The organism is Spirillospora sp. NPDC049024 (assembly GCF_040649235.1).
In the GTDB taxonomy this organism is placed as follows: domain Bacteria; phylum Actinomycetota; class Actinomycetes; order Streptosporangiales; family Streptosporangiaceae; genus Spirillospora.
Map to the genome: position 1 here is coordinate 351,745 of NZ_JBEZFD010000005.1, position 24,074 is coordinate 375,818.

19 protein-coding genes are annotated in these 24,074 nt (G+C 71.0%); 10 read left to right on the plus strand and 9 right to left on the minus strand.

Annotated features, from left to right (window positions below; all coding sequences use genetic code 11):
* Positions 1–3: 3 nt before the first annotated feature.
* Positions 4–1,080, minus strand: coding sequence for a sugar ABC transporter substrate-binding protein (locus tag AB0C21_RS12000; RefSeq protein ID WP_500204035.1), 1,077 nt, complete (start codon positions 1,078–1,080; stop codon positions 4–6).
* 249 nt (positions 1,081–1,329) lie between these two features.
* Here AB0C21_RS12000 and AB0C21_RS12005 point away from each other — a divergent pair, with 249 nt between their 5' ends.
* Both AB0C21_RS12005 and AB0C21_RS12010 read left to right on the plus strand, forming a co-directional pair.
* Positions 1,330–2,331, plus strand: coding sequence for an alpha/beta hydrolase (locus tag AB0C21_RS12005; protein ID WP_500204036.1), 1,002 nt, complete (start codon positions 1,330–1,332; stop codon positions 2,329–2,331).
* A gap of 24 nt (positions 2,332–2,355) precedes the next feature.
* Positions 2,356–3,354, plus strand: coding sequence for a helix-turn-helix domain-containing protein (locus tag AB0C21_RS12010; RefSeq protein WP_500204037.1), 999 nt, complete (start codon positions 2,356–2,358; stop codon positions 3,352–3,354).
* 3 nt (positions 3,355–3,357) lie between these two features.
* On the opposite strand, the gene menC is transcribed toward AB0C21_RS12010, so the two are convergent.
* Positions 3,358–4,470: an o-succinylbenzoate synthase gene (menC, locus tag AB0C21_RS12015; protein ID WP_500204038.1), complete on the minus strand. Its 1,113-nt coding sequence runs from the start codon at positions 4,468–4,470 to the stop codon at positions 3,358–3,360.
* A gap of 258 nt (positions 4,471–4,728) precedes the next feature.
* Between menC and AB0C21_RS12020 the strand changes: the two genes are divergently transcribed.
* Together AB0C21_RS12020 and AB0C21_RS12025 are read left to right on the plus strand one after the other, a co-directional pair.
* On the plus strand, positions 4,729–5,004 hold the full coding sequence (locus AB0C21_RS12020) for a hypothetical protein (RefSeq protein ID WP_500204039.1): 276 nt from the start codon (positions 4,729–4,731) through the stop codon (positions 5,002–5,004).
* Between the two features lie 622 nt (positions 5,005–5,626).
* Complete coding sequence (locus AB0C21_RS12025; protein WP_500204040.1) at positions 5,627–6,817, plus strand: NAD(P)/FAD-dependent oxidoreductase; 1,191 nt, start codon at positions 5,627–5,629, stop codon at positions 6,815–6,817.
* A gap of 1 nt (position 6,818) precedes the next feature.
* On the opposite strand, the gene AB0C21_RS12030 is transcribed toward AB0C21_RS12025, so the two are convergent.
* From AB0C21_RS12030 to AB0C21_RS12050, 5 genes are read right to left on the minus strand one after another with little or no spacing between them, the layout of a single operon-like run.
* Positions 6,819–7,796 carry an SCO2521 family protein gene (locus AB0C21_RS12030; RefSeq protein WP_500204041.1) on the minus strand — a complete coding sequence of 326 codons (978 nt, stop codon included), beginning with the start codon at positions 7,794–7,796 and terminating at the stop codon, positions 6,819–6,821.
* Positions 7,774–8,724, minus strand: coding sequence for an SCO2522 family protein (locus AB0C21_RS12035; RefSeq protein WP_500204042.1), 951 nt, complete (start codon positions 8,722–8,724; stop codon positions 7,774–7,776). Before AB0C21_RS12035 ends, AB0C21_RS12030 begins: the two co-directional genes overlap by 23 nt.
* Positions 8,721–9,641, minus strand: a complete 921-nt coding sequence (locus AB0C21_RS12040) for an SCO2523 family variant P-loop protein (RefSeq protein WP_149261551.1) — start codon at positions 9,639–9,641, stop codon at positions 8,721–8,723. Before AB0C21_RS12040 ends, AB0C21_RS12035 begins: the two co-directional genes overlap by 4 nt.
* A gap of 1 nt (position 9,642) precedes the next feature.
* Entirely contained in the window at positions 9,643–11,490 is a 1,848-nt protein-coding gene (locus AB0C21_RS12045; RefSeq protein WP_500204043.1) for an SCO2524 family protein, read from the minus strand.
* Between the two features lie 5 nt (positions 11,491–11,495).
* Entirely contained in the window at positions 11,496–12,314 is an 819-nt protein-coding gene (locus AB0C21_RS12050; RefSeq protein WP_500204044.1) for an SCO2525 family SAM-dependent methyltransferase, read from the minus strand.
* Between the two features lie 66 nt (positions 12,315–12,380).
* Here AB0C21_RS12050 and AB0C21_RS12055 point away from each other — a divergent pair, with 66 nt between their 5' ends.
* From AB0C21_RS12055 to AB0C21_RS12075, 5 genes are all read left to right on the plus strand, one after another.
* Entirely contained in the window at positions 12,381–13,160 is a 780-nt protein-coding gene (locus tag AB0C21_RS12055) for a GNAT family N-acetyltransferase (protein WP_500204045.1), read from the plus strand.
* 78 nt (positions 13,161–13,238) lie between these two features.
* Positions 13,239–14,132 (plus strand): hypothetical protein, encoded by an 894-nt coding sequence (locus tag AB0C21_RS12060; protein WP_149261555.1) that lies wholly within the window; start codon positions 13,239–13,241, stop codon positions 14,130–14,132.
* Between the two features lie 214 nt (positions 14,133–14,346).
* On the plus strand, positions 14,347–16,590 hold the full coding sequence (locus AB0C21_RS12065) for an MMPL family transporter (protein WP_500204046.1): 2,244 nt from the start codon (positions 14,347–14,349) through the stop codon (positions 16,588–16,590).
* A 7-nt stretch (positions 16,591–16,597) separates the two neighbouring features.
* Positions 16,598–17,851, plus strand: coding sequence for a sensor histidine kinase (locus tag AB0C21_RS12070; protein WP_500204047.1), 1,254 nt, complete (start codon positions 16,598–16,600; stop codon positions 17,849–17,851).
* A complete protein-coding gene (locus AB0C21_RS12075; protein WP_500204048.1) occupies positions 17,848–18,534 on the plus strand; it encodes a response regulator transcription factor in 687 nt (228 codons plus the stop codon). The genes AB0C21_RS12070 and AB0C21_RS12075 overlap by 4 nt, the downstream gene beginning before the upstream one ends.
* An 11-nt stretch (positions 18,535–18,545) precedes the next feature.
* Here the strand turns inward: AB0C21_RS12075 and AB0C21_RS12080 are convergent, their stop codons facing one another.
* Positions 18,546–20,006, minus strand: coding sequence for an MFS transporter (locus AB0C21_RS12080; RefSeq protein WP_500204049.1), 1,461 nt, complete (start codon positions 20,004–20,006; stop codon positions 18,546–18,548).
* A gap of 35 nt (positions 20,007–20,041) precedes the next feature.
* Positions 20,042–20,635: an NADPH-dependent FMN reductase gene (locus tag AB0C21_RS12085; RefSeq protein ID WP_500204050.1), complete on the minus strand. Its 594-nt coding sequence runs from the start codon at positions 20,633–20,635 to the stop codon at positions 20,042–20,044.
* A gap of 148 nt (positions 20,636–20,783) precedes the next feature.
* Between AB0C21_RS12085 and AB0C21_RS12090 the strand changes: the two genes are divergently transcribed.
* The gene (locus AB0C21_RS12090) at positions 20,784–23,981 is read left to right on the plus strand and encodes an AfsR/SARP family transcriptional regulator (RefSeq protein ID WP_500204051.1); all 3,198 of its coding nucleotides are present in this window, start codon (positions 20,784–20,786) and stop codon (positions 23,979–23,981) included.
* The last annotated feature ends 93 nt before the right edge of the window (positions 23,982–24,074 follow it).

Sequence of the window (24,074 nt, forward strand, 5' to 3'; positions counted from 1 at the left end):
CCCCTAGCACGCGTACGACGGGTAGTACCGCTTGACGGTGTCCTTGGTGACGAACTCGTGCGGCACCAGGAGCTCGGCGGGGAGCTTCTCGCCCTTCATCGCCTTGATCAGGTTCGGGACGAGGATCTGGCCGTACTTCTCCGGGAAGTAGGCGACGCTGCCCAGCCAGTGCGGGGCGTTGTAGATGACGCAGTTCTTGGGGTTGAGGTTCTGCACGCCCAGGTAGAGGTCGTCCATCCGGTTCTGGGCGCGGGCCGCCGCCAGGGCGCCGATGACGACGTCCTCGTTGATGCCCACGACGATCACGTGCTTCGCGCCGGGCAGCGCGGTCAGCGTGTCGGTCATCTGCCGCTGCGCCGGCTCGCTGAGGCCGCCGGGCCCGGTGTCGAGCGTCCGCAGGTTGTGGATCTTGCCGCAGACGCTCTCGAAGCCCTTGCGGATGCCGCCCATCCGCAGCTCGTTGACCTGGCCCACCGCCTTGGACTCCAGCGAGACGAAGGCGTCGTACTTGCACTTGTTCTGCTTGGCGAAGTACAGCCCGACGTTGTAGCCGACGAGCTGGCCGGCGTACTCGTTCGCGGCGCCCATGAAGGTCGTCTGGCACGGCTTCTGCTCGATGTCCACGGCCATCACCGGCACGGACGGGCCCGCGTCGCAGATCCGCGGCGCGGCGCCGGCGTCGGCCTGGAAGGTGATCAGACCTTGGGCCTTCTGGGTCTTGAACTGCTTGGCGCAGTCCAGCGCGACCGCCGCGTCGGCCTTGGAGTCGCAGGTGATCAGCTTGGCGCCCGCCTTCCCGGCCTGCTCCTCCACGCCGCGCTGCACGTCCTGCGGGAAGCCGACGGAAAGGTTCAGCTGGGTGAAGCCGATGGTCAGACCCGCACCGCTGCCGGGCTTGGCGTCCTCGAACTTCGCCACCCCCGCCGGCGGGGTCGGCGGCGGCGCGTTCACGCCCGCGCCCCCTCCGCCGCCGGCACCGGCCGCTCCCGCGTCGTCGCCGTTGCACGCGGCCAGGGAGGCCATCAGCGCGAGCGATGCGCCCGCGACGGCGATCGCACGCGATCGACTTCGAACGAACATGGGCCCTCCAGATGTACCGTCCCACCAGGCGGGTGGAACGCCTCATGGACTGAAACCGGGTCGCCGTCGCCGCCGAAGCGGAGCCGGGTACCGTAATCAACCTGAGGTTTGATCGGCGCCGGGTGACGCCCGACACGTTTTGGAAACCATCACGCAGGGCGGTTTCCCGAGCTACCCGCCATCCGTCGGCGCTTCCCCGCCAACCGGCGGGTGCCCGCGCGGCGGGAGCGGTCGCGACGATGGGGAGTCATGACGGAGATGGGCAGCAGCCGGGCGCGCACGATCGGGCCGCCCCCGCCGTTCGACGCCGAACTGGCCGCCGGCCTGGCCGTCGTGCAGGGCGGCGCACCGGTGCCGTTGACCCCGGACCTGATCGGCGCCCTCCGCACCGGTCACGTCGCCGCCCACGCGGTCGGCGACGACGGGCTGCGCCGGGGCGGCGCCTACACCTTCACCGACCACCGCGTCCCCGGCCCCGCCGGCGCCCCCGACGTCACACTGCTGGTGTGCACGCCGACGGCGCTGGACGCGCCCGCCCCGGTGATCTACCACGTGCACGACGGCGGCATGGTCGCGGGCACCCGCCGGTCAGGCATGACGCCGATGCTGGACCTGGCCGAGCCGCACGGCATGGCGGTGGTGTCGGTGGAGTACCGGCTGGCGCCCGAGCACCCCTTCCCCGCCTCGGTGGAGGACTGCTACGCCGGGCTGACCTGGATCGCCGAGCACGCCGACGAACTGCTCATCGACCCGGACCGCATCGTGATCGTCGGGGTCAGCGCCGGCGGCGGCCTCGCGGCGGCGGCCACCCTGCTGTCCCGAGACCGCGGAGGCCCCGCGCTGTTCGGCCAGATGCTCGGCTACCCCATGCTGGACGACCGCAACGACAGCTGCTCCACGCTGCAGATGCGGGGACTGGGCGTCTGGGACCAGGTCTCGAACGAGACCGGCTGGCGGGCCCTCCTGGGGACGGCGTACGGCCGACCCGACGTCTCTCCCTACGCCGCCCCGGCGAGGGCCACCGACCTGTCCGGGCTGCCGCCCACGTTCATCGACGTGGGCTCGGCGGAGACGTTCAGGGACGAGGCCCTCGCGTACGCGGACCGGATCTGGCAGGCGGGCGGCGACGCCGAACTGCACGTCTGGCCCGGGGGATTCCACGCCTTCGACGCCTGGATGCCGCAGGCGGCGCTGTCGCAGGCCATGACCCGGGCCCGGCACGACTGGCTGCGCCGGCTGCTGGCGACGTGAGCCGGCCCTGAGCACAATGAACCGATGAGAGAGCTGGTCGGCCGCCTGGAGGCGCTGGACCCGGACGCCGGGGCCGCGCTGCGGGTCATCACGTTCTTCGACCAGCTGATCGAGCGCCGCGCCGGACTGGAGAACGTCGTGCGCGGTGCCGCCGTCCTGTCCGGCCATCCGGCCGTGCTCGTCGACACCGACCGCGGCGTCCGCATTCGTGTGACGCCCGACGGGACCCGCACCGAGCTCACGCCGTCCGAGCCCCAGCCCGGATGGTGCCGGCTGACCGTCGACTCCCACATCACCGTGTGGCTGGAACACCCCGGACCACCCGGGCCCGTCGAAGCGATGGTGATGGAGCGGGCCGCGATGTCGGCCCGCACGATCCTCGACCGCACCCGCGGCCGGGCCCGCCCGCAGCCGCGCCACGACGCCGAACTCGTGGAGGTGCTCCTGGACGCCGCCGCGTCGGTGGAGGACCGCTCCCATGCCGCGAAGCAACTGCGGCTGAAGCCGTCAGAGCTCGCCCGAGTCGTCGCCGAGGTCGATGGCCCGCTCCACGTCAGCACCACGTCCCCGGAGGGCGACTCACGGGTCGGCGTCGGCCCCGCGGTGCCCCTTCTGGAACTGCCCAAGACGGTGGCGGCGGCCCGGGCGGCTGCGCAGTTCACCGCGCAGGGCACGCCGACCGACCCCGGTCCGAGGATCGTCTACGCCGAGGAACTGGGCGGCCTCATCCTGCTGGCGGCCGCAGCGGACGCACCCCCCGACACGTTGCCCGACATCGCCGCCGTGGAACGAGCGGCGGCCGCCGCCCCCTGGATGCTGCCGACCTTGGACGCACTCGCCACCGGCGGAAGCCTCCGCACGGCGGCCGCGGCCCTGAAGGTCCACCACTCCACCCTCCAGGAGCGAACGACCCAAGCCGAACGCCTCCTAGGCTGGCCCCTACGCGACCACCCCGGCCGAGTAAGACTCACCGTCGCCCTAATGCTCCGCAGACTCCACCGCAACAAGGCGCAGGCCTCCTGACGGTCACTCCCGCGGGTGGAGTCGCCTGACGGCGACGGTGTGCCGGGCCAGCGCGTCCGGCCGGGGATCGATGCCGATGCCCGGCCCGTCGGGCACGCGCATGAGGTCGTGGTGCAGGACGAACGGCTCGGTGAGGTCCTCGGCGAAATAGCGGTCCGAGGCCGACAGATCGCCGGGGAGGGTGAAGCCGGGCAGAGCGGCCAGCGCCAGGTTGGCGGCGCGGCCCACGCCGGTTTCGAGGTTGCCGCCGCACCAGACGGGGACCCCGTGCGCGCCGGCGAGGTCGTGGATCCGCCGGGCCTCCAGGTAGCCGCCGACACGGGCCGGCTTGACGTTGATGGCCCGGCAGGCGTCAAGCGCGATGGCTGCGGCGGCGTCGCGCGCGGTGTGGATGGACTCGTCCAGACATATGGGGGTCGTCAGTCGCCGCTGCAACTGCGCGTGGGCGTACAGGTCGTCTTCCTGCAACGGCTCTTCGATGAGCAGCAGGTCGTACTCGTCCAGGCGGCGCAGGTGACCGGCATCGCCGAGGGTGTAAGCGGTATTGGCGTCCACCTGTAGCCGCAGGTCGTTCCCGAACAGTTCCCGGACCGCGCGCACGGGTTCGAGGTCCCAGCCAGGGGCGATCTTCAGTTTGATGCGGGCGTAGCCCTCGGCGAGATACCGCTCCACCACGTCGAGCAGCTCGCCGACCGAGTCTTGGACGCCGACGGACACGCCCACGGGAACGGCCTCCCGCGACGCGCCGAGGAAGGTGCCGAGGGACATCCCGTAGGAGCGCAGCTCGGCGTCCAGCAGCGCCGTCTCGAGCGCCGCCTTGGCCAGGCGGTTGCCCTTGACCGCCGCGAAGACCGGGGCGAGATAGGCGACCCGCGCCTCGGGCAGCGCGAGGACGCCGGGCAGCAGGAAGTCGCGGAGGACGATCTCGGCGGCGCCGGCGAACTCCGGGTAGTAGCCCGGGTCGGGGTCTCCGGCGAATTCGGCCCAGCCCTCGGCGGCGTCGGTGACCACGTGCAGCAGGAACGTCTCCCTGGTCGTCATGGTCCCGGTCGAGATTCGGAAGGGGCTCACGAGCGGCAGTGCGACCTCGATCAGGTCGACGCACTCGATCCTCATCGTCCGGCTATCGCTGGGCTGTCCATCGGCACCTCTTCTCCGATGCGCAGGCCTGGCGGACCGGTCCGTCTCTTTCGGCCTGCACCTGAAATGGGAAGTCCGGATTGATAACTTAGCTCTATGGGTCAGCGTGGACCACGGGCCGTAGAGATCGCTTTGTCGGGCCGAGAGCGCGCCGAGTCGGTGCGTTGTGCCGGGCCGGCGGATGGGCGGCCGACCGAGCGGTCCCGGATCGCGCCGGCGTGCGCCGAGGGGATCTTGAATACCGCGCTGACGGCCGAGTCGGGGTTGATCGCGACGACGATGGGTGAATGGCGTCACCGGTTCGCCGTGCGGAGTTTCGCCGAGTCGGCGGACGGTGAGCGAAGCGGGCGGCCGCAGATCGCGCTGGTGCTTTCGGGGCCTGAGCGCGCCCAGTCGATCCCGGCAGGTGCCTCGCTGCCGCGATGCCGGATCCCGGCTATGTGCGGCAATGGCCGCTCGCACCGGATCGCCGAAATCTTCCGTCGTCGGCCAGGTTCTGTGGAAGTGTGATTTCAGATACGCGTATCGGTGAATCTCTCAAGCTCTCCGGCCATCCATTGTTCGCAGCCGAGGCGGTCGGTTGTGCGCCGCCGCGGCGCCCCTGAATTCAATATATTTCCGAACCGCTTCCCACAAGATCGTTTCGCCTTGTTCGGTATTGCATCAGGCATTCGGATGCGAGGACGATGCCCAATGCGATGCCGCCCGCCTCCGGCCCTCCGTCAGCACTGAAAGGCGACATAACCGACAAAACGCCATCTAGGGCGGTGAGCGCTCTCCCCGCTGGGGCGAGATCGTTCGGTGTGCTCCCGGCGGCGGTTGTCGGCCACCTGACGACATCATCCTGTCGGCGCCCAAAAACAGTGAACCAACTTAGACTCACCATTTAGCCGCAGGATGCCGGTCATAGCGGCTTGGTGGGTATCGTGGTGAAACCGGCAACTCTTCTTCGCTCAGGAGAGCGGCGGTGATATAACTTCCGTTCGGGATGCTTAGCGATGGCCCACCTTTTGGTTGATTCGCTCGGCGCCGCTCTCTGGGGGCAGGTGGGCGACGCTTCGGAATCAGCCGAGATGGCACCGAGCCGAGGTACCCGCCGTCCCAAGAAGACCTCGGTGTCGAAGGAGTTGTGATGGGCCCTACCCACCACGATGTGATCATCGTCGGCGGAGGCGTCATCGGAGGTGGGATCGCTGAACACCTGCGATGCGGGTCGCGCCTGCGGGTCACCGTGGTGGAGCGGGAGTTCGGCGCCTGCGTGAAGACCAGCGCCTCCCAGGCGGCGGCCGGTGGGATCAACCCGCATCTCTACGACGAAGCACACGGCGCCCTCGGGCCCATGGCCCAACGCAGCCGTGACCTTTACCCAGGCTGGATCGAGCGGCTCTCCGCCGCCTGGGGCAGGCCGATCGGACTCCGCCCTTCGGGTCTCCTCTGCGCGGCGATCGAGGAGAAGGAGCACGCCCGGCTGGTCGACGACGTGCTACCGCTCCTCCGCGAGCGCGGTGTGGCCGCCGAGGAACTGGGCGCGGACGAGGCGCGCAGGCACGAGCCGCTGCTGGGGCCCGCCGTCAGGGGAGGGCTGTGGCTGCCGGACGATCTGGCGGTCGAGCCCGTGCGAGTGATGGCCGCGCTGGAGGCGGTCCTCGAGGCCGACGACGGCTTCACCTACGTCCAGGACAGCGCCGAGTCCATCCACGTGGACGGGGATGGCGTGCGGGTCGTGCTGAGATCCGGGCGCGTCCTGCGGTCCGATCGGGTGGTCGTCGCGGCGGGGCACCTGAGTCATGAGCTGGTCAAGGACTTCATCGACTGGCGGGACGACAGCTTCTGCCCCATCAAGGGGCAGATTCTCGAGGTCGCGACTCCGCCGGAGGGCGGGCTGCGCACCCAGTGCGACGCGCTGCTGCCCGACGACGAGGAGACGCACATCGTCCGTGCGTCCCCCTACGCCGAGGGCCGGGTGGCCGTGGGCGTGACCCATGACCGGGGCGACGCATCGCCGGGGACGTCTTCGCGGGCCACGGAGGACATCCTGCGGAACCTGCGGCGAATCCTGCCGGCCGTCGCCGATTGGGAGGTCATCGGCGCCCGCGCCGGGATCCGGCCGGGGACGTCGGACGGGCTGCCGATCCTCGGCTACGTCGATCCGTCCCGCCGCGTTCTGGCGGCTACCGGGCACAACGGACTGGGCATCACGCTGGCGCCGCGCACCGCGCAACTGGCCGCCAAGCTGCTGCTCGACATGCCGCTGACCGAGGACGACCGCGCCGACCTGCATGTGAGCAGGCCGGAGCGCCTCGCTTCGAGCCGCGCGCGCTAGCTCAGCCCATCCCCGACCATTCGCTCTCCGTCCGCAGCACCAGGCGCAGGCTGTTGAGCGCCATATGGTCGCGGATCCGGTCGGTGGCCAGGTCCCACTGCCGGGTCAGGCCCTGGAACCGGTCGAAGGCGTCCCACAACCCGTAGAGGCCCGGCTGGACCCGGGCCTTGGGCATCCAGTGGTGAAGCAGGTGGTCGATGACGGGTCCGATGTGCTGGAGCGTCCGGTCGAGATCCCCGGAGCCGGGCCGCGCCCGCTCGATCTGGCGGTTGACGACGTCGAGCAGCCAGTCGTGCAACGCCAGGTCCTCGACCAGGTCGAGCAGGTCGGACACGTCGGGCCAGACGACCGAGAGCCGGATCAGGCGGGTGCCCTCGGGGAGGACGGTGAAGCGGTAGAGGCCGGGGCCGCCGTTCTCCCGCACGGGCTGCAGCGCCCACCGCCACCGTCCCAGCGGAGCGTGCAGCGGCTGCCTGCCGTCGAGCAGCCGCGACCGCTGCAGGTTGAAGATCGTGGACTCGGCGGTGCGCCCCATCTCGATGTTCAGGTGGCCGTGTTCGGCCTGGGCGAATCCCGCGGCCGCGTCTTCCAGGCGCAGCCGACCGAGGTATTCGGCCACGCCGGGATTGGCCAGGTAATGCGACCACGCCTGCCGGTACTGCCGGGACGACGGCACGAGCGTCGTGTGCGAGCAGGACTGCACGATCAGGCCGCCTGTCAGGGTGGCCCGTGTCGCGAACGTGCCGACGCCCCGGACACGACGTCCCGAGAGCGAAGGCATGAAGCAGTCGATGCCGGTCAGCCGCTGGGGCGAGACGGCGTAGGCGCGCGGACGCGCGGCATGCCGCACCTGCTCACCGGGCACCAGGTCGAGCAGCCTGACCGTCTCCGCCATGGACAGTTGCGAGGAGTGCGCGAGGAGGCCGGTCCGGATCTCTCCGATGGAGAGCGCGCTCTCAGAAGCCGGCGCCGAAGACATGGGAGATCCTGCCGACGACGTCACCGGGCAGATCGACCTTCTGGGCCGCCGCCTGGGCGGCGGTCTGCTCGGTGACGGCCGGATCGACGAACACCTGGTCGAGGATGGTCCGCACGGCGGCCTCCACGTCGGCGAACCGGGCCTGGAGCAACGACATCGTCTGGAACGCGGTGAACGGCTGGGCGGCGTCGGCGAGCTGGACCAGCGGCGGAAGGTCCTCCCAACGGTCCGGGTACTCGGCCGTCCACCGCGTGGGCGAGACCACCGGCTTGCCCTGATGGCGGAGAAGCCCCAGCCGGAGCAGCTGCCAGACGGCCGAGAGCATCGCACAGGACCACCGCCGCCGGCCGTCCCGTTCGTCCCAGATCTGGACCTCCATGCAGATGCCATGAGTCCGGGCGCCGTTCTGCTCGGGAGGGTGCCAGGGCCGGGTGGCGAGCGCCTCGTCCAGGCCGTCGGGCCGGAGCCTTTCCTTGCTGTTGGAGACCCAGCCGGTGATGTGGACCGGGGGACGGAGGCCGTTGCTGCCCTGCGGGGGGTCGGAGACGATGCGTCCCAGGACCAGCTCCGCCGGAGACACGTCGCCGGCGGATGCGCACGCGGACTCCCGCACCAGGTAGTCGATGCCGAACCCGGCGTCGTGCGCCGCGTCGAGCAGCTCGGGGACGAGCTTCTTGGGCGAGGTCAGCTGGCTGAAGTAGTCGTCGACCAGGAAGCAGGTACTGATCCGCAGGGGCGCGGGGTGCCGGGCGCGGACGAAGTCCACCCATGGGCCGATCCGTTCGAAGTGGCGGCGCAGGGTCTCCGGACCGTCGAGCAGATCCTCCATGTACAGGTGGCCGAGCTCGAGCGACAGGTGCGAGCGCGGCACCAGCTCCACGCGGGGCTGGCTCGTGAGGACGTCGACCTCCAACTCGGGTTCCGTCATAGCCGGCTCCATGCCGCCGGGTCGTCCAGGTTCGCGGCGAGCTTGGCGAACGCCTCGACGGTGCCGTCGTTGGCGATCTCGGCGTAGACGTCCTCGTCGGTGATGAGCTGCTCCCGCCACTGGAGCACCGGGTCGACGGGCACCGTCGCGATCACGGAGGTCCGGCCCAGCCCCGCGATGTTGGCCTGCTCGTTGAGGCCCTTGTCGACCTGGCGCAACCACGCCTCCTGCTCGGCGCGCAGCCCCAGCACGCCCTGGTCGCTCTTCGGGTCGATCACCGCCGTCCGCACGAACCGGATGCGCCGGCGCAGCTCGTCGCGGTCGTGGCCGAACAGGTTGCCGAACTCCAGCAGCCCCCGGTCCTCGAAGACCAGGTCCGCCGCGGCCGAGATGTGCTGCCTGGTCCAGCGGTGGAAGACCAGCCAGCGGGTGTCGGAGATCCGCTCCTCCCGCGCGGTGACGGTCAGGATCATCTCCGCCGCGTGGGACCGCCCGGCGCTCAGGTCGATGAAGATCACCGAGTACTGGCTCTGCAACTGCAGCAGCAGCTCGGCGCAGCGCTCGATGACCTCGGGCTTGGCGGTGAACTCACCGCCGCCGAGGTCACCGGGGTACAGGACGAGGTTCCCGGCGCCCGTCGGCCGGGGGCCGGTGCCCGGTGGCCGGCGGCTCTCCGACCAGATGTCGACATGGCTGGGCGTCACCGTCTTGCCCTGTAAATACCGGTGGAGCCCGTCCTCGCCCTTGGTCCCATGGGCCATCTGCTCGATCCCGAAAATCGCCCCCGCCGTCGGCGAACCGAAGTCGAAGTCCAGGTAGCAGACGTCATCGCCCTGGATCGCGCGCCGGTAGGCGACGTTGCACGTGGTGACCGAGCGTCCGGTGCCGCCTTTGTCGGAGGTGGCGATGACGAGCACGTCAACCGGTCCCTTCCGCGGCGTTCTGCCGGGCCACACCGACCTTCTCCAGCATGCGCAGGATCTCCATCGCGATCCCTACGGCGGTGGCCGGCCGCAGTGACGCGATCTCATGCGCATGGTTGAGGTTGAGCCGGGCCTCCTCCAGTTGGGCCCGCAGCGCTCCCCGGTCGACCACGTTGGCCTCGAGGAGCTCCAGATCGAAGAGGTTGTCGGTCTCGCTGAGGATGCCGCGGGCGTAGGCGTGGATGCTGCTGCTGCGGGGGAGCGGATCCCGGATCAGGTTGATCGCCATGACGATGCACTCGACGATCCGCTCGGTGTAGTACCACGACGGGCGGTCGTTGTGCTTGTCGAGACCCTCGAAGACGTTCGCCGCGTCGTCCCAGAGCCCCGCGTGGATCGAGTGCTGGATCCGGCGCCGGAAGATGTGGTCCCAGATCTCGTCCGCGGCCTGCACGAGATCTTCCCGCAGATCGGCGTCCCTGGACAGCTTGGCCAGCCGCAGGACGTTCTTCAGCAGCAGGGGGGAGAAGTCGTTGAGCCGCCAGATCAGGTCGGGCCCGTCGCCGCCGCTGCCGCCGAGCTGGATCTCCGTTCCCGGCGTGTGGTAGCGGACGGCGGCATCGTCCCGGGTGGCCCGGCTGGTCACGCGGCCGCGCTCTCCGAGCTTCATGAGGATCTCCGCCAGCCGCGGGAGCTCCATGGTGCTCGTGCCGCGGACCTCCTGGTCCTGCAGGACGAGGGAGATGATCAGCAGACTGAAATGGTCGGACTCCCGGTCGTCGGTGGTGCGCCACGGCAGGTCCTCCAGCGGCCACCTGCGCGAGTCGCCGAAGGTCGCGATCGTGCCCCAGTAGCGCTGGGTGAGCTCCCACCGCAGCTTGAGCGCGCCGGCGAGGCGCTGCTGCTCCTCGTTGAGGAGGCCGAGGACGGTCGTGCGTCCGGAGAACAGGTCGGCGATGCCGTCCAGGGCGTTCACCGTGAAGTACAGGAAGGGCGCGCTCTCCGCGACGCCGGTGCGCTGGTTCGTCACCGAGGGGGCGATCTCCACCTCCGGGGCGTCCTCGGCGATGCCCCAGGTCCAACCGATCTCGAACAGCCGGTTGCGGTTCTCGATCAGCTCGGTGGCGCGCTGCTGGCGGAAACCGAAGGTCACGTCCCCGAGGGAGGCCCGGATCTCCTGCAGCGACGAGCGCAGTTCCTCGGCGACCTGGCGATTCGAGCGGTTGGTCCGGTTCACCGTGCCGAGCAGGGCCCGGCCTTCGTCGGAGTCGGGCGTGAAGACGTTGATGACGAAGCTGCGCAGCAGGCCCACCAGCGCGGCGGTCAGCCGGACGTTCGCGATCCGCTCGAGGTGGCGCAGGCGGCGCTCGACCTCGGGGTTCATGAGCGTGTTGCCGAAGCCGCGGACGAGCGACAGCGTGCTGAGCATCAGCGAGACCGCCATCGAGAACGAGTCGACGACGTCGACCTGCATCTGCTCCGGGGTGGGCTCGGCGCCGTCCTTGGCGCCCTTGAAGTAGCTGCCTCCGGAGAAGGAGGGGCCGTCGCTGTCGGTGTAGTACTCGATGTGCTCGATGAGCAACTCGATCAGGCGCTGCGGGATGTCCAGCTCGTCGCCGAGCGGCCGTAACACCTCGAGGATGTCGTCGGCGGTCTCGTCGGGCTGGTCGAGGCGGAAGTAGGGGAGGACCGTCGCCGGGTAGATGATGCACAGGAGCTGCTCGGCATCGCTGATCGAGTTGCGTTCGTAGCGGCCGCCCCATTGCCACTTGTCTCCATCGAGTGAGACCTTCACGACGGAGCGCCAGAGGTTGAGGAGTTCTTCGCGTGGTTGAATCCTCATCGTGCTCAGCTTTCAGTTGATCTTTTGATGCCGCATGCCAAGATCATCCCAGTATAGCCCGGGCGGATCGGCTTTTCCTCCGCGCTCAACCGCTTCACGTGGTGCAGTTGTGTGCAAAAAGGCATAGAAGCGACGACGTCCTCGATGGATATCGCCACGGCCGGAAAGTCCTGATCGCCGACCCGCCAGCCTTCGGAGTTCTCCATGAACGCGACGGCGAACGGAGCGCCCGGCCGGAGTGCCATGACGAACCGCGCGAGCGCCGCTTCGAACTCCTCCCTGTCTCCGGATATGGATTCGGCGACGAAGAACATCGTGCCGACGTCCCACTGCTCGCCGGGGAGGTCGAAGACCGACGCCTGCTTGACCTCGATCCGGGTGCGGGCCCTGATGGCCTCGTGCAACGGGCCGGCGGCCGCGTACGCGGGAATCTTGGCGAACTCGTCCCAGAAGGGGGTCCAGGCGGCCAGCGAGCCGCCGAGCTCGCGCGTGAGCCAGTTGATGCTGGAGGGGGACATGTCGATCAGCGTCAGCGCGGAGCAAAAGGGGAGCATGGAGAAGGCGGGATAGAGATTGGCCCCGGTGCCGACATCGACGCCTTGGAGGTCGGTTCTACCCTGAAGGTGGTCGACCATGAAGGAACCGACCATTGCGACGAAGCTCAGATCGTCCCCGTGCGGCTCCTGGTAGTTGGACCTCCAGTAGGCCGGCAAGTCCATCTGGTTCCACGAAACGTCTCGGTTGAAACTTGAATTCGCTGACCGTTCCTGGCCAAGATCAGTTTCGCGATGCCTGGACAATAGTCCTCCCGAAACTTCCCGCATACATTGTAGAAATGTATACGTGATCGCGCATCTTGGATCAAGAGCATCGACCACAGGCAGGTGGGCATGTCCGCTTTTGTAATCCGGGAACTGCGGGAGCTCGATGAGCTGGCCGCGGCCTGCGAGTTGTTCGACCGGATCTGGGGGTTCGAGGACGGCGCACTCTCGATCCTCCGGGAGATCATGCGCGGATACGCGTATGAGGGGAACTACGTCGCCGGAGCCTTTCTCGACGGCGCGCTGGTCGGCGCATCGGTCGGTCACTTCGGCCCGCCGCACAGCCGGGCGCTGCTGTCGTACGTGACCGGCGCGGTCAAGCCGCACGCCGGCCTGGAACTCAAGCTGCACCAGCGCCGCTGGGCGATGGACCACGGGATCGAGCGGATCATCTGGACCTTCGACCCGCTCGTACGCCGCAACGCGCACTTCAACCTCGCCAAACTCGGCGCGCGCGCCGAGGCGTACCTCGAGAACCACTACGGGCAGATGCCCGACGCCATCAACGGGCATGACCAGTCCGACCGCATCAGGGTCGTCTGGCACATCACGGAGCCCGAGGTGAGAGGGGCGGTCGACCGCGGCCGGCCGATGCCGATCAGGGTTCCGGCCGACGCGCAGCGGCTGCTCGTCGTCGGGCCGGACGGGGGACCGGAGCTCCGCGTGACGGATTCCGAGACGGTCCTGCTCGAGGTGCCCCCGGACATCGAGGGCATCCGCATGGCCGGCTCCGACCTGGCCGTCCGCTGGCGCAGGGCGGTGCGGGACACGCTGGGCCGACTCGTCGCGGACGGCGGGACCGTCGTCGGATTCCATGACAAGGCCAGCTACGTGCTCCAGCAGAAGTGATCAGGCTGTGCGAAGCCTCATGTCAGAAAGTGGTTGAGCGTGTCGAGAGAACCCTTACCGTCGATCAGCACCGGCGGCGTGATCAGAAGGGTCGCGGTCGCCACGGCCGCCGGGGCCTTCGCCTTCGTCATCACGAACTTCGTCGCGGACCAGGACGTCGCCCAGTCGCTCACCCTGTCGGTCCTGATCGGCGGCGTGATCATGCTGGTGCAGCTGCTGATCGACTTCGACGGCCGGGTCGAGGGGATCGAACGGTGGATGCGCGCGACCGATCTGGCCATCGAGTCCGCCAAGTGGCAGCAGGCGCTGGGCGACTCGGCCCTGGACCGCGAGGCCTTCACCCGGTTCCGCGAGGCCGTGGTGAACTTCGGCCAGGACTGCCCGCCGCTGATCAGGCGGTTCACCGAGATCCTGGTGAAGGGCGACACCGATCTGATCGACAGGCTCAGCCGGGGTGAGGGCGAGGTGACCTGCGACGGCGAGGACCACAACTGGATCCTCCAGCTCACCACCGCCACCATGAAGACCCTCGACGCGACCAGCACCACCACGGTCGACGGCAGGGGGGACAACTTCAGCGGGGGCTTCTGGACCAGCGAGCACGGCCGGCGCTACCTCAAGGCCCAGGTCGAGGCGAAGAACCGGGGAGTGGTCATCCGCCGCCTGTTCATCATGGAGGGCGACCCCGACTTCAACGACGAGGACTTCCGGTCGATCACGCAGGAGCAACGCGGTGCCGGGATCGAGGTCAGGGCGCTGCGCTACAACCAGATCCCGGCCATCCTCGACAGCCCGACCGACTTCATCCTCTTCGACGAGGAGGTCGCGTACGAAGTCGTCCCGGCCTCCAACCGCCAGCTCGGCTTCTTCATGACCCGCCTCCGCACCCGCACCGACTACACCCGCGAGTGCAAGGAGCGCTTCGAACTCCTCTGGCAACTCGCCGAGGAAAGCTCGCCGGGACGGATGTAGCCCCTCGAGGAGCGTCCGCAGGTGCCTGGGCACCGAGGACGGCCGAGACGGGTCTGGTGCAAAGGCACTAGGACGCGGGGGCGGCTAGTCCGGATGCACGACGAGGAGACGGTGTCGGGCGACGATGCCCGCCGGGGGCGCTGCGGGGAAATGTTGGAGACCGCGTGAATCTCACGCGTTCCCCCTTTCCCGCAGCGTCTGGAGTGATCAACAGGTGGCGACACTTCTTTACCGGATCGGACGGTGGGCCTTCCGGCGCCGCCGGCTCGTGCTCTGCCTGTGGCTGGGCGCCCTGCTGCTCGCCGGGGTCGCCGCCGCCACGGCGCCGGCCGGTCAGGACGAGGACCTGTCCATGCCCGGCACCGAGTCGCAGAAGGCGTTCGACCTGCTGGACGAGCGCTTCCCCCAGAGCAATTCCCAGGGCGCCGAGGCCCGCCTGGTGTTCCAGGCCCCGGACGGGCAGCGGGTGACGGCCCGGGAGAACCAGGCGGCCGTCCATCGGACGCTCCGCTCGCTGGACGGAGGCGACCAGGTCGCCTCGACCACGGACCCCTACGAGACCGGCGCCGTCAGCAAGGACGGCACCATCGCCTACTCCACGATCGGCTACACCGCGGGCGCCGTCGACCTGACCGCGCCGACGAAGGACGCCCTCCGGCACGCCGCGGACCAGGCCCGGGACGCGGGGCTGACCGTGGAGATCGGCGGCTCGGCACTGGAATCGCAAGAGGAACCGGGCGGCACGACCGAGATCGTCGGCGTGGCGGTGGCGGCGGTGGTGCTGGTGCTCGCCCTCGGGTCGCTGGTCGCGGCCGGACTGTCGCTGCTGACCGCCTTCGCGGGCGTGGCCATCGCGTTCAGCCTGATCTCCGCGCTGGCCGTCCGGCTGGGCCTGACGTCCACCGTCGCCATCCTCGCGCTGATGCTGGGGCTGGCGGTCGGCATCGACTACGCGCTGTTCATCACCTCCCGTTTCCGCGACGAGCTCGCCCAGGGCGGCGAGCCGGAGGAGGCCGCCGGCCGGGCGGTCGGCACGGCCGGTTCCGCCGTCGTCTTCGCCGGTGCGACCGTCTTCATCGCCCTGGTCGGGCTGGGCGTCGTCGGGATTCCCGAACTCACCAAGATGGGTTTGGGCGGGGCGGGCGCCGTGGCTCTCGCCGTGCTCGTCGCGCTGACCCTCGTCCCCGCGCTGCTCGGCTTCGCCGGCCGGCGGATCCTGCCCCGCGCCGTCCGCAAGGCCGCCCGGCCGGGGAGCGGGCGCCCGCACCCGGAGCCCGCCGCGGCCGGACGGCCGGGGCTCGGCGCCCGCTGGGCGCGGTTCGTGCTGCGCCGGCCGGTGACCGTGCTGCTCGCCGCCGGCCTCGGTCTCGGCGCCGTCGCCCTGCCCGCGCTGAGGCTCGAACTCGGGCTGCCCGGAGACGAGTCCAAGTCGGTCCAGACCACCGAGCGCCGCGCTTACGACCTGCTGTCCGAAGGCTTCGGCCCCGGCTTCAACGGCCCGCTGACCGTGGTCGTGGACATGTCGCGGTCCGCGGACGCCCAGACCGCCGCGGACCGTGTCGCCGAGACCGTGAGGGGAGTGGACGGGGTCGCGTCCGTCGGTGATCCGGTTCTCGACCGGACCCGGGACACGGCCGTCCTCACCGCCGTCCCGCGGACCGCGCCGGCCAGCGCCGAGACCAAGGACCTGGTGCACGAGCTCCGGGACGTCGTCTCCGGCGTCGAGGCCGACACGGGCGCCGTGGTCCTGGTGACCGGCACCACCGCGATGAACATCGACATCTCCGAAGCCATGTCCGACGCCCTGCTGCCCTACCTGACCGTGGTCATCGGCCTGGCGGTGCTCCTGCTGCTGGTGGTCTTCCGCTCCGTCCTGGTACCGGTCAAGGCCGCGCTCGGCTTCCTGCTGTCGCTGGGTTCCGCCTTCGGCGTCCTGGTCGCCGTCTTCCAGTGGGGCTGGGCGGCGGACCTGATCGGCACCGAGCAGACCGGACCGGTCATGTCGCTGATGCCGATCCTCATCATCGGGATCGTGTTCGGCCTCGCCATGGACTACGAGGTCTTCCTCCTCTCCCGGATGCGGGAGGCCTACGTCCACGGCGCGTCCCCCGGCGAGGCGGTCGTGCACGGGTTCCGGCACAGCGGACGCGTGGTGGCCGCGGCGGCGATCATCATGATCAGCGTGTTCGCCGGGTTCATCGGGATGAGCTCCCCGACCATCCAGACGATGGGCGTCGGCCTGGCCGCCGCCGTCGCGTTCGACGCCTTCGTGGTCCGGATGGCGATCGTCCCCGCGGTCCTCGCACTGCTCGGCCGCCGGGCCTGGTGGCTGCCTCGTATCCTGAACCGCGTGCTGCCGAACGTGGACATCGAGGGGGAGAAGCTCAGCCGCCACGTCCCGGCGGACGCGACCAGGCCGGACGCGGCGGTGCCGCTGCTCCCCGGCGGCAGGCGCTGAGCCGGCCATGACGAACCCGGACGGCGGTGCCCCGCGACCACGCGGCCCGTGGTGGCGCGAGGGAGCGATCACGGGGGCGGCGTTCGCCCTCTGCCTGCTCGGCGGCATGGTGCGGGTCAACGACACGCTGTCCGCGCCGCCCGCCGTCACCTACCTCCTCGCCGTGGTGTCCTGTGCCGTGCTGCCGCTGCGGCACAGGGCGCCCCTGTCCGCCCTGGCGGCCACGACAGCGGCCGGCATGCTGGCACCGCTCCTGGGCCTGCTGCTGACCCCGCTCATCATGGCCCCCGCCGTGATCAGCGCCTACACGCTCACCGTCCGCACCGAACGGCGCGGGACGAGCGCGGCGCTGCTCGCCTCGGCGGTGCTGCTGGGCGCCTCCACCGCCCTGTTCGGTGCCTTCTCGTGGAAGGACGCGAGCCGGATGGCGGCGGTGGCGGCGTTCCCGCTGGTGGCCGGCGTCCTCGGTCACGCGACGCGGAACCGGCGGGCCTACCTGGCGGCCGTGGAGGAGCGGGCCCAGCGCGCCGAAGAGAGCCGGGAGTTGGAGGCGCGCCGCAGAGTGGCCGAGGAGCGGGTGCGCATCGCCCGGGAACTGCACGACCTCGTCGCCCACCAGATCACCCTCGCCAACGCGCAGGCCACGGTCGCCGCCCACCTCTTCGACAGCCACCCGGAGCAGACCCGCCAGAGCCTGAAGGAGCTCGTCGAGACCACCCGCGACGCGCTCGACGACCTGCGGGCCACGGTGGGCCTGCTGCGCCAGTCCGGGGACGCGGCCGCACCCGCCGAACCGGCGCCCGGCCTGTCCCGTCTTCCCACGCTCCTCGAATCCTTCCGCCGCGCCGGTCTGGAGGTGTCGGCCCAAGAGGAGGGGACGTCCAGGCCGCTGCCGGCGGGAGTGGACCTCACCGCCTACCGCATCGTCCAGGAGGCCCTGACCAACGTGACCAAGCACGCAGGCACCGGCGGCGCCCAGGTGCGCCTCACCTGGAACCACGACCGCGTGACCATCACCGTCGCCGACGACGGCGCCCATACGGCACCAGACGCGTCCCCGGACCGTCCACCCGGTTACGGCCTGATCGGGATGCGTGAACGCGCCACCGCCGTAGGGGGCCATCTCTCCGCAGGCAAGCGCCCGGAGGGCGGCTTCCTCGTATCCGCCGAGCTGCCCTTCCCGCCCGCCAAGGACACGGCGCGGGACGCGGCAACGACCACCGGGCCGACAAGCCGCGGAGCGGCGGGGGATGCGCCGTGACGCTCCGGGTCCTCCTCGCCGACGATCAGGCCCTCCTGCGCGCCGCCTTCCGGACGCTGCTTGACACCGCCGACGACATCGCCGTCGTCGGCGAGGCCGCCGACGGCGGCGAGGCGGTCAGACTCACCCGGGAGATGCACCCGGATGTAGTGATCATGGACATCCGCATGCCCGAGGTGGACGGTCTCACCGCCACGTCGCAGATCTGCGCGGACCCGGACCTGCGCGCCAGCCGCATCCTGATCCTCACCACGTACGAGACCGACGAGTACGTCGCCCAGGCGCTGCGCGCGGGCGCGAGCGGTTTCATCGGCAAGGGCATCGGCGCCGAGGACCTGATGGACGCCGTGCGCACGATCGCCGCCGGCGACACCCTCCTGTCTCCAGCCGCCACCCGCTCCCTGGTGGCACGTTTCCTGGCCACGCCGGACAACGCCCCGGTGCGGCATCCCGAACAGCTTGCCGTGCTCACCCCGCGCGAACGCGAGATGGTGGCCCTGGTCGCCACCGGCCTGTCCAACCAGGAGATCGCCGAGCGGATGTATCTCAGCCCCTACACCGTCCGCGCCCACGTGCAGCGCGCCATGATGAAGCTGGAGGCCCGCGACCGCGCCCAGCTCGTCGTCATCGCCTACCGCACGGGCCTGGTCCAACCCGACCACGACACCGACCCCCTCCCGTAACGTTCGGTGGATCAGCGAAGGGTGGGGACGGGGTCCTCAGAGGCGGGGGCGGCCGGAGGGGGAGTCCGGGTGGTGCGACGGGGGACGGTCAGGACGGCGAGGATGCCCGCGAGGGTGAGGACGGCCGCGACGTAGACCGCGTCGCGCAGGCCGTCGGAGGTGGCGGCGCGCAGGGACTCGCCGGTCAGGCCGGCGAGACCGGAGGCGGAGACGCTGACCAGGATGGCCAGGCCCACGCTGACGCCGATCTGGAGGGCCGTGTTGGCCATGCCCCCGGCGGCGCCCTGGTCCTCGTCGGCCACACCGGTGCCGGAGGTGCCGAACATCGTCGGGTAGATCGTCCCCATGCCCATGCCGTAGACGACGAGGCCGGGGAGGATCGTCCAGTACGAGCCGTCGGTGCGCATGCCGGCGGCCATCAGCGCGCCGCCCGCGGAGCCGAGCAGCAGAGCGATGATCAGGGTCGTCCGGGCGCCGATGCGGATGATCAGTCGTTCGGCGACGAAGTTGGCGGTGCCGATCACCACCGAGAGGGTCAGGAAGGCCAGCCCTCCCTGCAGCGCCGAGTAGCCGAGCACGTCCTGGAAGTAAAGGGTGAGGAAGTAGACCGAGTTCTGCATGGTGATGCCGAAGGTGAGGATCACCAGCAGGCCGGCGCGGAGGTGGGGGTTGGCGAACAGCCGCAGCGGCATCAGCGGGTGCCGGGTGCGGGCCTCGATGAGGACGAACGCGGCCAGCAGAGCCACGGCGAGGACGGCGGAGGCGAGGACGGAGGCCGCGGTCCAGCCGGCCTCCGGGCCCTGCGCGATGGCGAAGACGAGAAGGGTCAGTCCGGCCGTGCCGGTCAGGGCGCCAGGGAGGTCGAAGCCGCGTCCCCGTTCGCGCGGGCCTTCCGGGTCGAGCAGGGCGAACGCGCCCACGGTGCCCACCACGACCAGCGGCACGTTCACGAGGAACACCGCCTCCCAGCCGACGGCGTGGGTCAGCACACCGCCGAGCAGGGCGCCCAGGCTCAGCCCGCCCGCGCCGGCCCCGGCCCACACGGCCAGGGCCCGGACGCGCTCGGGGCCTTCGGCGAACCTGGTGGTGACCAGCGAGAGCGTGGCGGGGAACAGGACGGCGCCGCCGACTCCCTGGAGCGCCCGCGCGGCGATCAGTGCCGCGGGCGAGGTCGCCAGGCCGCCCAGCAGCGACGCGCCGCCGAACAGGAGCATGCCCAGGACGAACATGCGGCGGCGGCCCAGCAGGTCGGCCGAGCGGCCGCCCAGGAGCAGGAACCCGCCGAACGAGATGGCGTAGGCACTGATCACCCACTGGACGGCGTGACCGGAGAGCCCGATCTCGCGGGCGATGTCGGGCAGCGCCACGTAGACGATGGTGAAGTCGAGCGAGGTGATCAAGCTGGAGAAGGCCAGCAGGCAGAGGATCCAGCGCGGTCTCGCGCCGGTGGCGGGCTTCTTGGGCGATGGCATCGCGGTCTCCCTAGAAGATTCAGGACAAGGCTTCGTCACGCCGCATAGGGGCGTTCGGCACGGGCGTCCCGCAGGGTGCGGGCCCACCAGGTCAGCTGGTCGAGCAGGCTGTCGGCCGCCGCGCGGCAGCCGGCCGCGTCGATCGGGCGGCCGTGGTCGTCGAACCTGTCCCAGCAGGAGTGGAAGCTGACCGTGTTGCGGACGGTGACGGCGTGGAGCTCGGCGAAGACCTGCCGGAGATGCTCGACGGCGCGCAGGCCACCGGAGATTCCGCCGTAGGAGACGAAACCGACCGGCTTGGCCTTCCATTCGTCCACGTACCAGTCGACGGCCGTCTTGAGCGAGGCCGGGAAGCTGCGGTTGTACTCGGGCGTCACGATCACGAAGGCGTCGGCCCGGTCCAGCCGCTCTCCCAGCGCCCGTACCGGTTCGGGCAGCTCGGAGGGCTCCGCGTCGTCGGCGGCGAGAACGCCGGGGAGGGCGGTCTCGGCGAGGTCGACGAGGTCGAGGCGGAAGGCGGGGCGCCGGCCGGCCTCTTCGGCGAACCATGCGGCCACCGTGGGGCCGAACCGGCCTTCCCGGGTGCTGCCGACGATGATGGCGAGGTTCAGCGGTCCGGTCGGGGTCATCACGCTCTCCCTTCGAGAGTTACTGCGCGGCTCGGTGGGGCGAGCATGGCGACCGGCGCTTACCCGGCGCTTACCGCGCGCTTTCCGCTCGCGGCGGGCTGGGGCAAGCGGGCCGTTCCCAGGGGAAATCGCCCGATAGCGTGGGGGCATGCGATTCGGGGTGCTCGGGCCGCTCGGGGCATGGACGGCGGACGGCGCCCCGGTGGCGGTGCGCGGGGCCAAGGTCCGCGCGCTGCTGGCCGTCCTGATCGCGCACGAGGGGCGGCCGGTGCCGGTGGATCGGCTGATCGACGACCTGTGGGGCGACGCGCCGCCCCGCAATCCATCCGGAGCGCTGCAGGTCAAGGTCTCGCAGCTGCGCCGTGCCCTGGACGAGGCCGAGCCCGGCGCGCGGCACCTGGTGTCCTTCGAAGAAGCCCTGGGATATCGGCTCCGGGCGGATCCCGAGGCCGTCGACGCGACGCGCTTCACCCAGCTGCTGGCACGGACGCGTGAAGCCTCCGACCCGCGCGCACGGGAGGGCCTGCTGACCGAGGCGCTCGAGCTGTGGCGCGGGCGCGCTTTCGCCGACTTCGCCGACGCGGAGTTCGCGCGCCCGGCGGCAGCGCTCTTGGAGGAGCAGCGGCTCACCGCCCTGGAGGAACGGGCCGAGGCGCAACTGGAGATCGGCGAGCAGGGTGCGCTCGCCGACGAACTGGGCGACCTGGTGGAGCGCCATCCGCTGCGCGAACGCCTCCGCTCCGCGTACATGCGCGCCCTCTACGGCACCGGTCGGCAGAGTGACGCCCTCAAGACCTACGCCGACCTCCGGACGCGGCTGCGTGAGGAACTGGGCGTGGACCCCGGGCCGGAGATCGCCGAGTTGCACCAGCGGATCCTCCAGCAGGACTCCGCCCTGGCCACCGTGCCCGGGCCGCCGCCGCAGACGAACCTCCCCGCACAGCTCAGCGAACTGGTCGGGCGCGACGAGGCGATGGCGCAGGTCCAGGCGCTGATGAAGTCAGCCCGGCTCGTCACCCTCACCGGCCCGGGCGGTGTCGGCAAGACGCGGCTGGCCCTGGAGACCGCAGCGCGGGCAGCCGCGGACCATCCGGACGGCGTGTGGCTGGTCGAGCTGGCCGGGCTCGACCGGTCGGCCAGGGCGCCGGGGCTCGACCGGCTCGTGGAGACCGTGATCGCCGTCCTCGACATCCGCGACGACACCGCCCCCGGCCTCCCGCGTTCCGGCACGCCCGCCGATCCGGCCGCGCGGCTCGCCGACGCGCTGCGGACCCGCCGGACGCTGCTCGTCCTGGACAACTGCGAGCACGTGATCGACGAAGTCGCCGCGTTGGGCCAGCGGCTGCTGCGAGCGGCGCCGGAGCTGCGGATCCTCGCCACCAGCCGGGAGCCCCTGGGGCTCGCGGGGGAGTCGGTCTGGCCGGTGCCGCCGCTGCAGACGCCCCACTCTCCTGCCGACTACGGGCCCGCGACCGTCCGGAGGTTCAGCGCCGTCCGGCTGTTCGAAGCGCGCGCGAGGGCCGCCGCCCCGGGGTTCGCGATCGACACCGCCAACGCCGGCGCGGTCGCCGCGATCTGCCGCCGGCTGGACGGCGTCCCGCTCGCCCTGGAGCTGGCCGCCGTCCGTCTGCGCGCACTGGACGTCCACGATCTGGCCGAGCGGCTCGACGACCGGTTCCGGTTGCTCTCCTCGGGGCATCGCGGCACCCCGGCCCGGCAGCAGACCCTGCGTGCGATGATCGACTGGAGTTGGGAGCTGCTGTCCGAGCCCGAACGCCTCGTCCTGCGCCGGCTCGCGGTCCACTACGAAGGCTGCACACTGGAGGCGGCAGAGGAAGTCTGCGCGGACGGCGACGAAGTCTCCCCCGAAGACGTCCTCGACCTGCTGGCCCGCCTAGTCGACCGCTCCATGGTGGTTCGAGCCGAAAGCCCAGGCCAGACCCGGTACCGGCTGCTGGAATCGGTCGCGGCCTATGCCCTCGACCGCCTGGAGGAGACCGGCGAGACCGAGCGGGTCCGCCTCCAGCACCTCACCTTCCACACCGAACTGGCCGAACGCGCGGAGCCGAGGCTCCGCGGCCCGGACCAGCGGCGCTGGCTGCGGCGCCTGGACGCCGAGCACGCCAACCTGCGCGGCGCGATCGAGGAGGCCGTGCGGCGGCGCGACGCCGACCTCGCGCTGCGTCTGGTCAACGCGCTGGCCTGGTACTGGTACCTGCGCGGCAGGATCGGCGAGGGACGGCGCGCGTTCGCGATGGCGCTGGGCATCGGGGCCGAGGCCCCTACCGCGGCGAGGGCGCGGGCCGAGGCGTGGCAGACAGGGCTCGATCTGCTGGGGGAGCGTACAGCGGACGTCCGCACGCCCCCCGCGGCCATCGCCGACCCGGGCGAACGCGCCAGAGCAGAGTGGTTTCTCAGCGACGTGCTGCTCGGCGCCGGCGATCTGGACCTCAGCCGCGACCTGGTGGAACGGGCGCTGCCGGTGTTCCGGCGGCTCGGCGACCGCTGGGGCGCCGCCGCGGCCCTGGCCACGGAGGCCAACCACGCCCTCGTCCGCGGCGACCTGGGCACGCTCGAACGGTCCGGGCGGGAGAGCCTGGCGATCTTCGAAACGCTGGGAGACCGGTGGGGGCAGGTCCGGGCCGTCGAACTGCTCGCCCGGCTCGCGGAGATCAAGGGCGACCTTCGCAGGTCCGCCGAGCTGTGCCGCGACGGACTCCGGCTGGCCGAGGAACTCGGGCTGTGGCTCCAGGTCTCGCTGCTCCAGTCCGGGCTGGGCCGGATCGCCCTGCTGGCGGGCGACCACGCCGAGTCGGACCGGCGCCACGAACAGGGCAGGCTCCTTGCCGTCGAGCACGGCTACCGCCCTGGCGAGGCCTTCGCCCTCACCGGCCTCGCCCTCACCGCCCGCCGCGCGGGCCGCCTCGACGACGCCGAGGCCCACATGCACGACGCACTCGCGAGGGCACGCGAGGCGCGGTACGCGCCGGGCATCGCGCTCGGACTGGCCGAGCTCGGGTTCATCGCTGAGCAGAGAGGGAACGCCGCGGCGGCCGCGGAACTCCACCGGGAGGCCCTCACCGTCGCCCAAGGCATCGGAGACCCCAGGGCGATCGCGCTCGCCCTCGAAGGCCTGGCCGGCGCAGCGGCCCTGACGGGCACCTCCGCGGAAGCGGCACGACTCCTCGGCGAAGCCGCCGCCCTGCGCGAGTCCACAGGCGCACCCCTGCCACCGGAGGAACGGACTGACGTCGACCGCATCACGGCCACGGCGCGATCCGCCCTCGGCGACGACGCCTTCACCACGGCCTTCGCCGAAGGCCACGCCACACCCCGCGCTCCCTGAGCCGACCGCACCCACCCGGCTCCACGTGCACGGTAGGGCTTTGCCGCTCGGAGACGTGCAACGCCGCCCCGCGTCGCCGCCGAACCGGCCCCC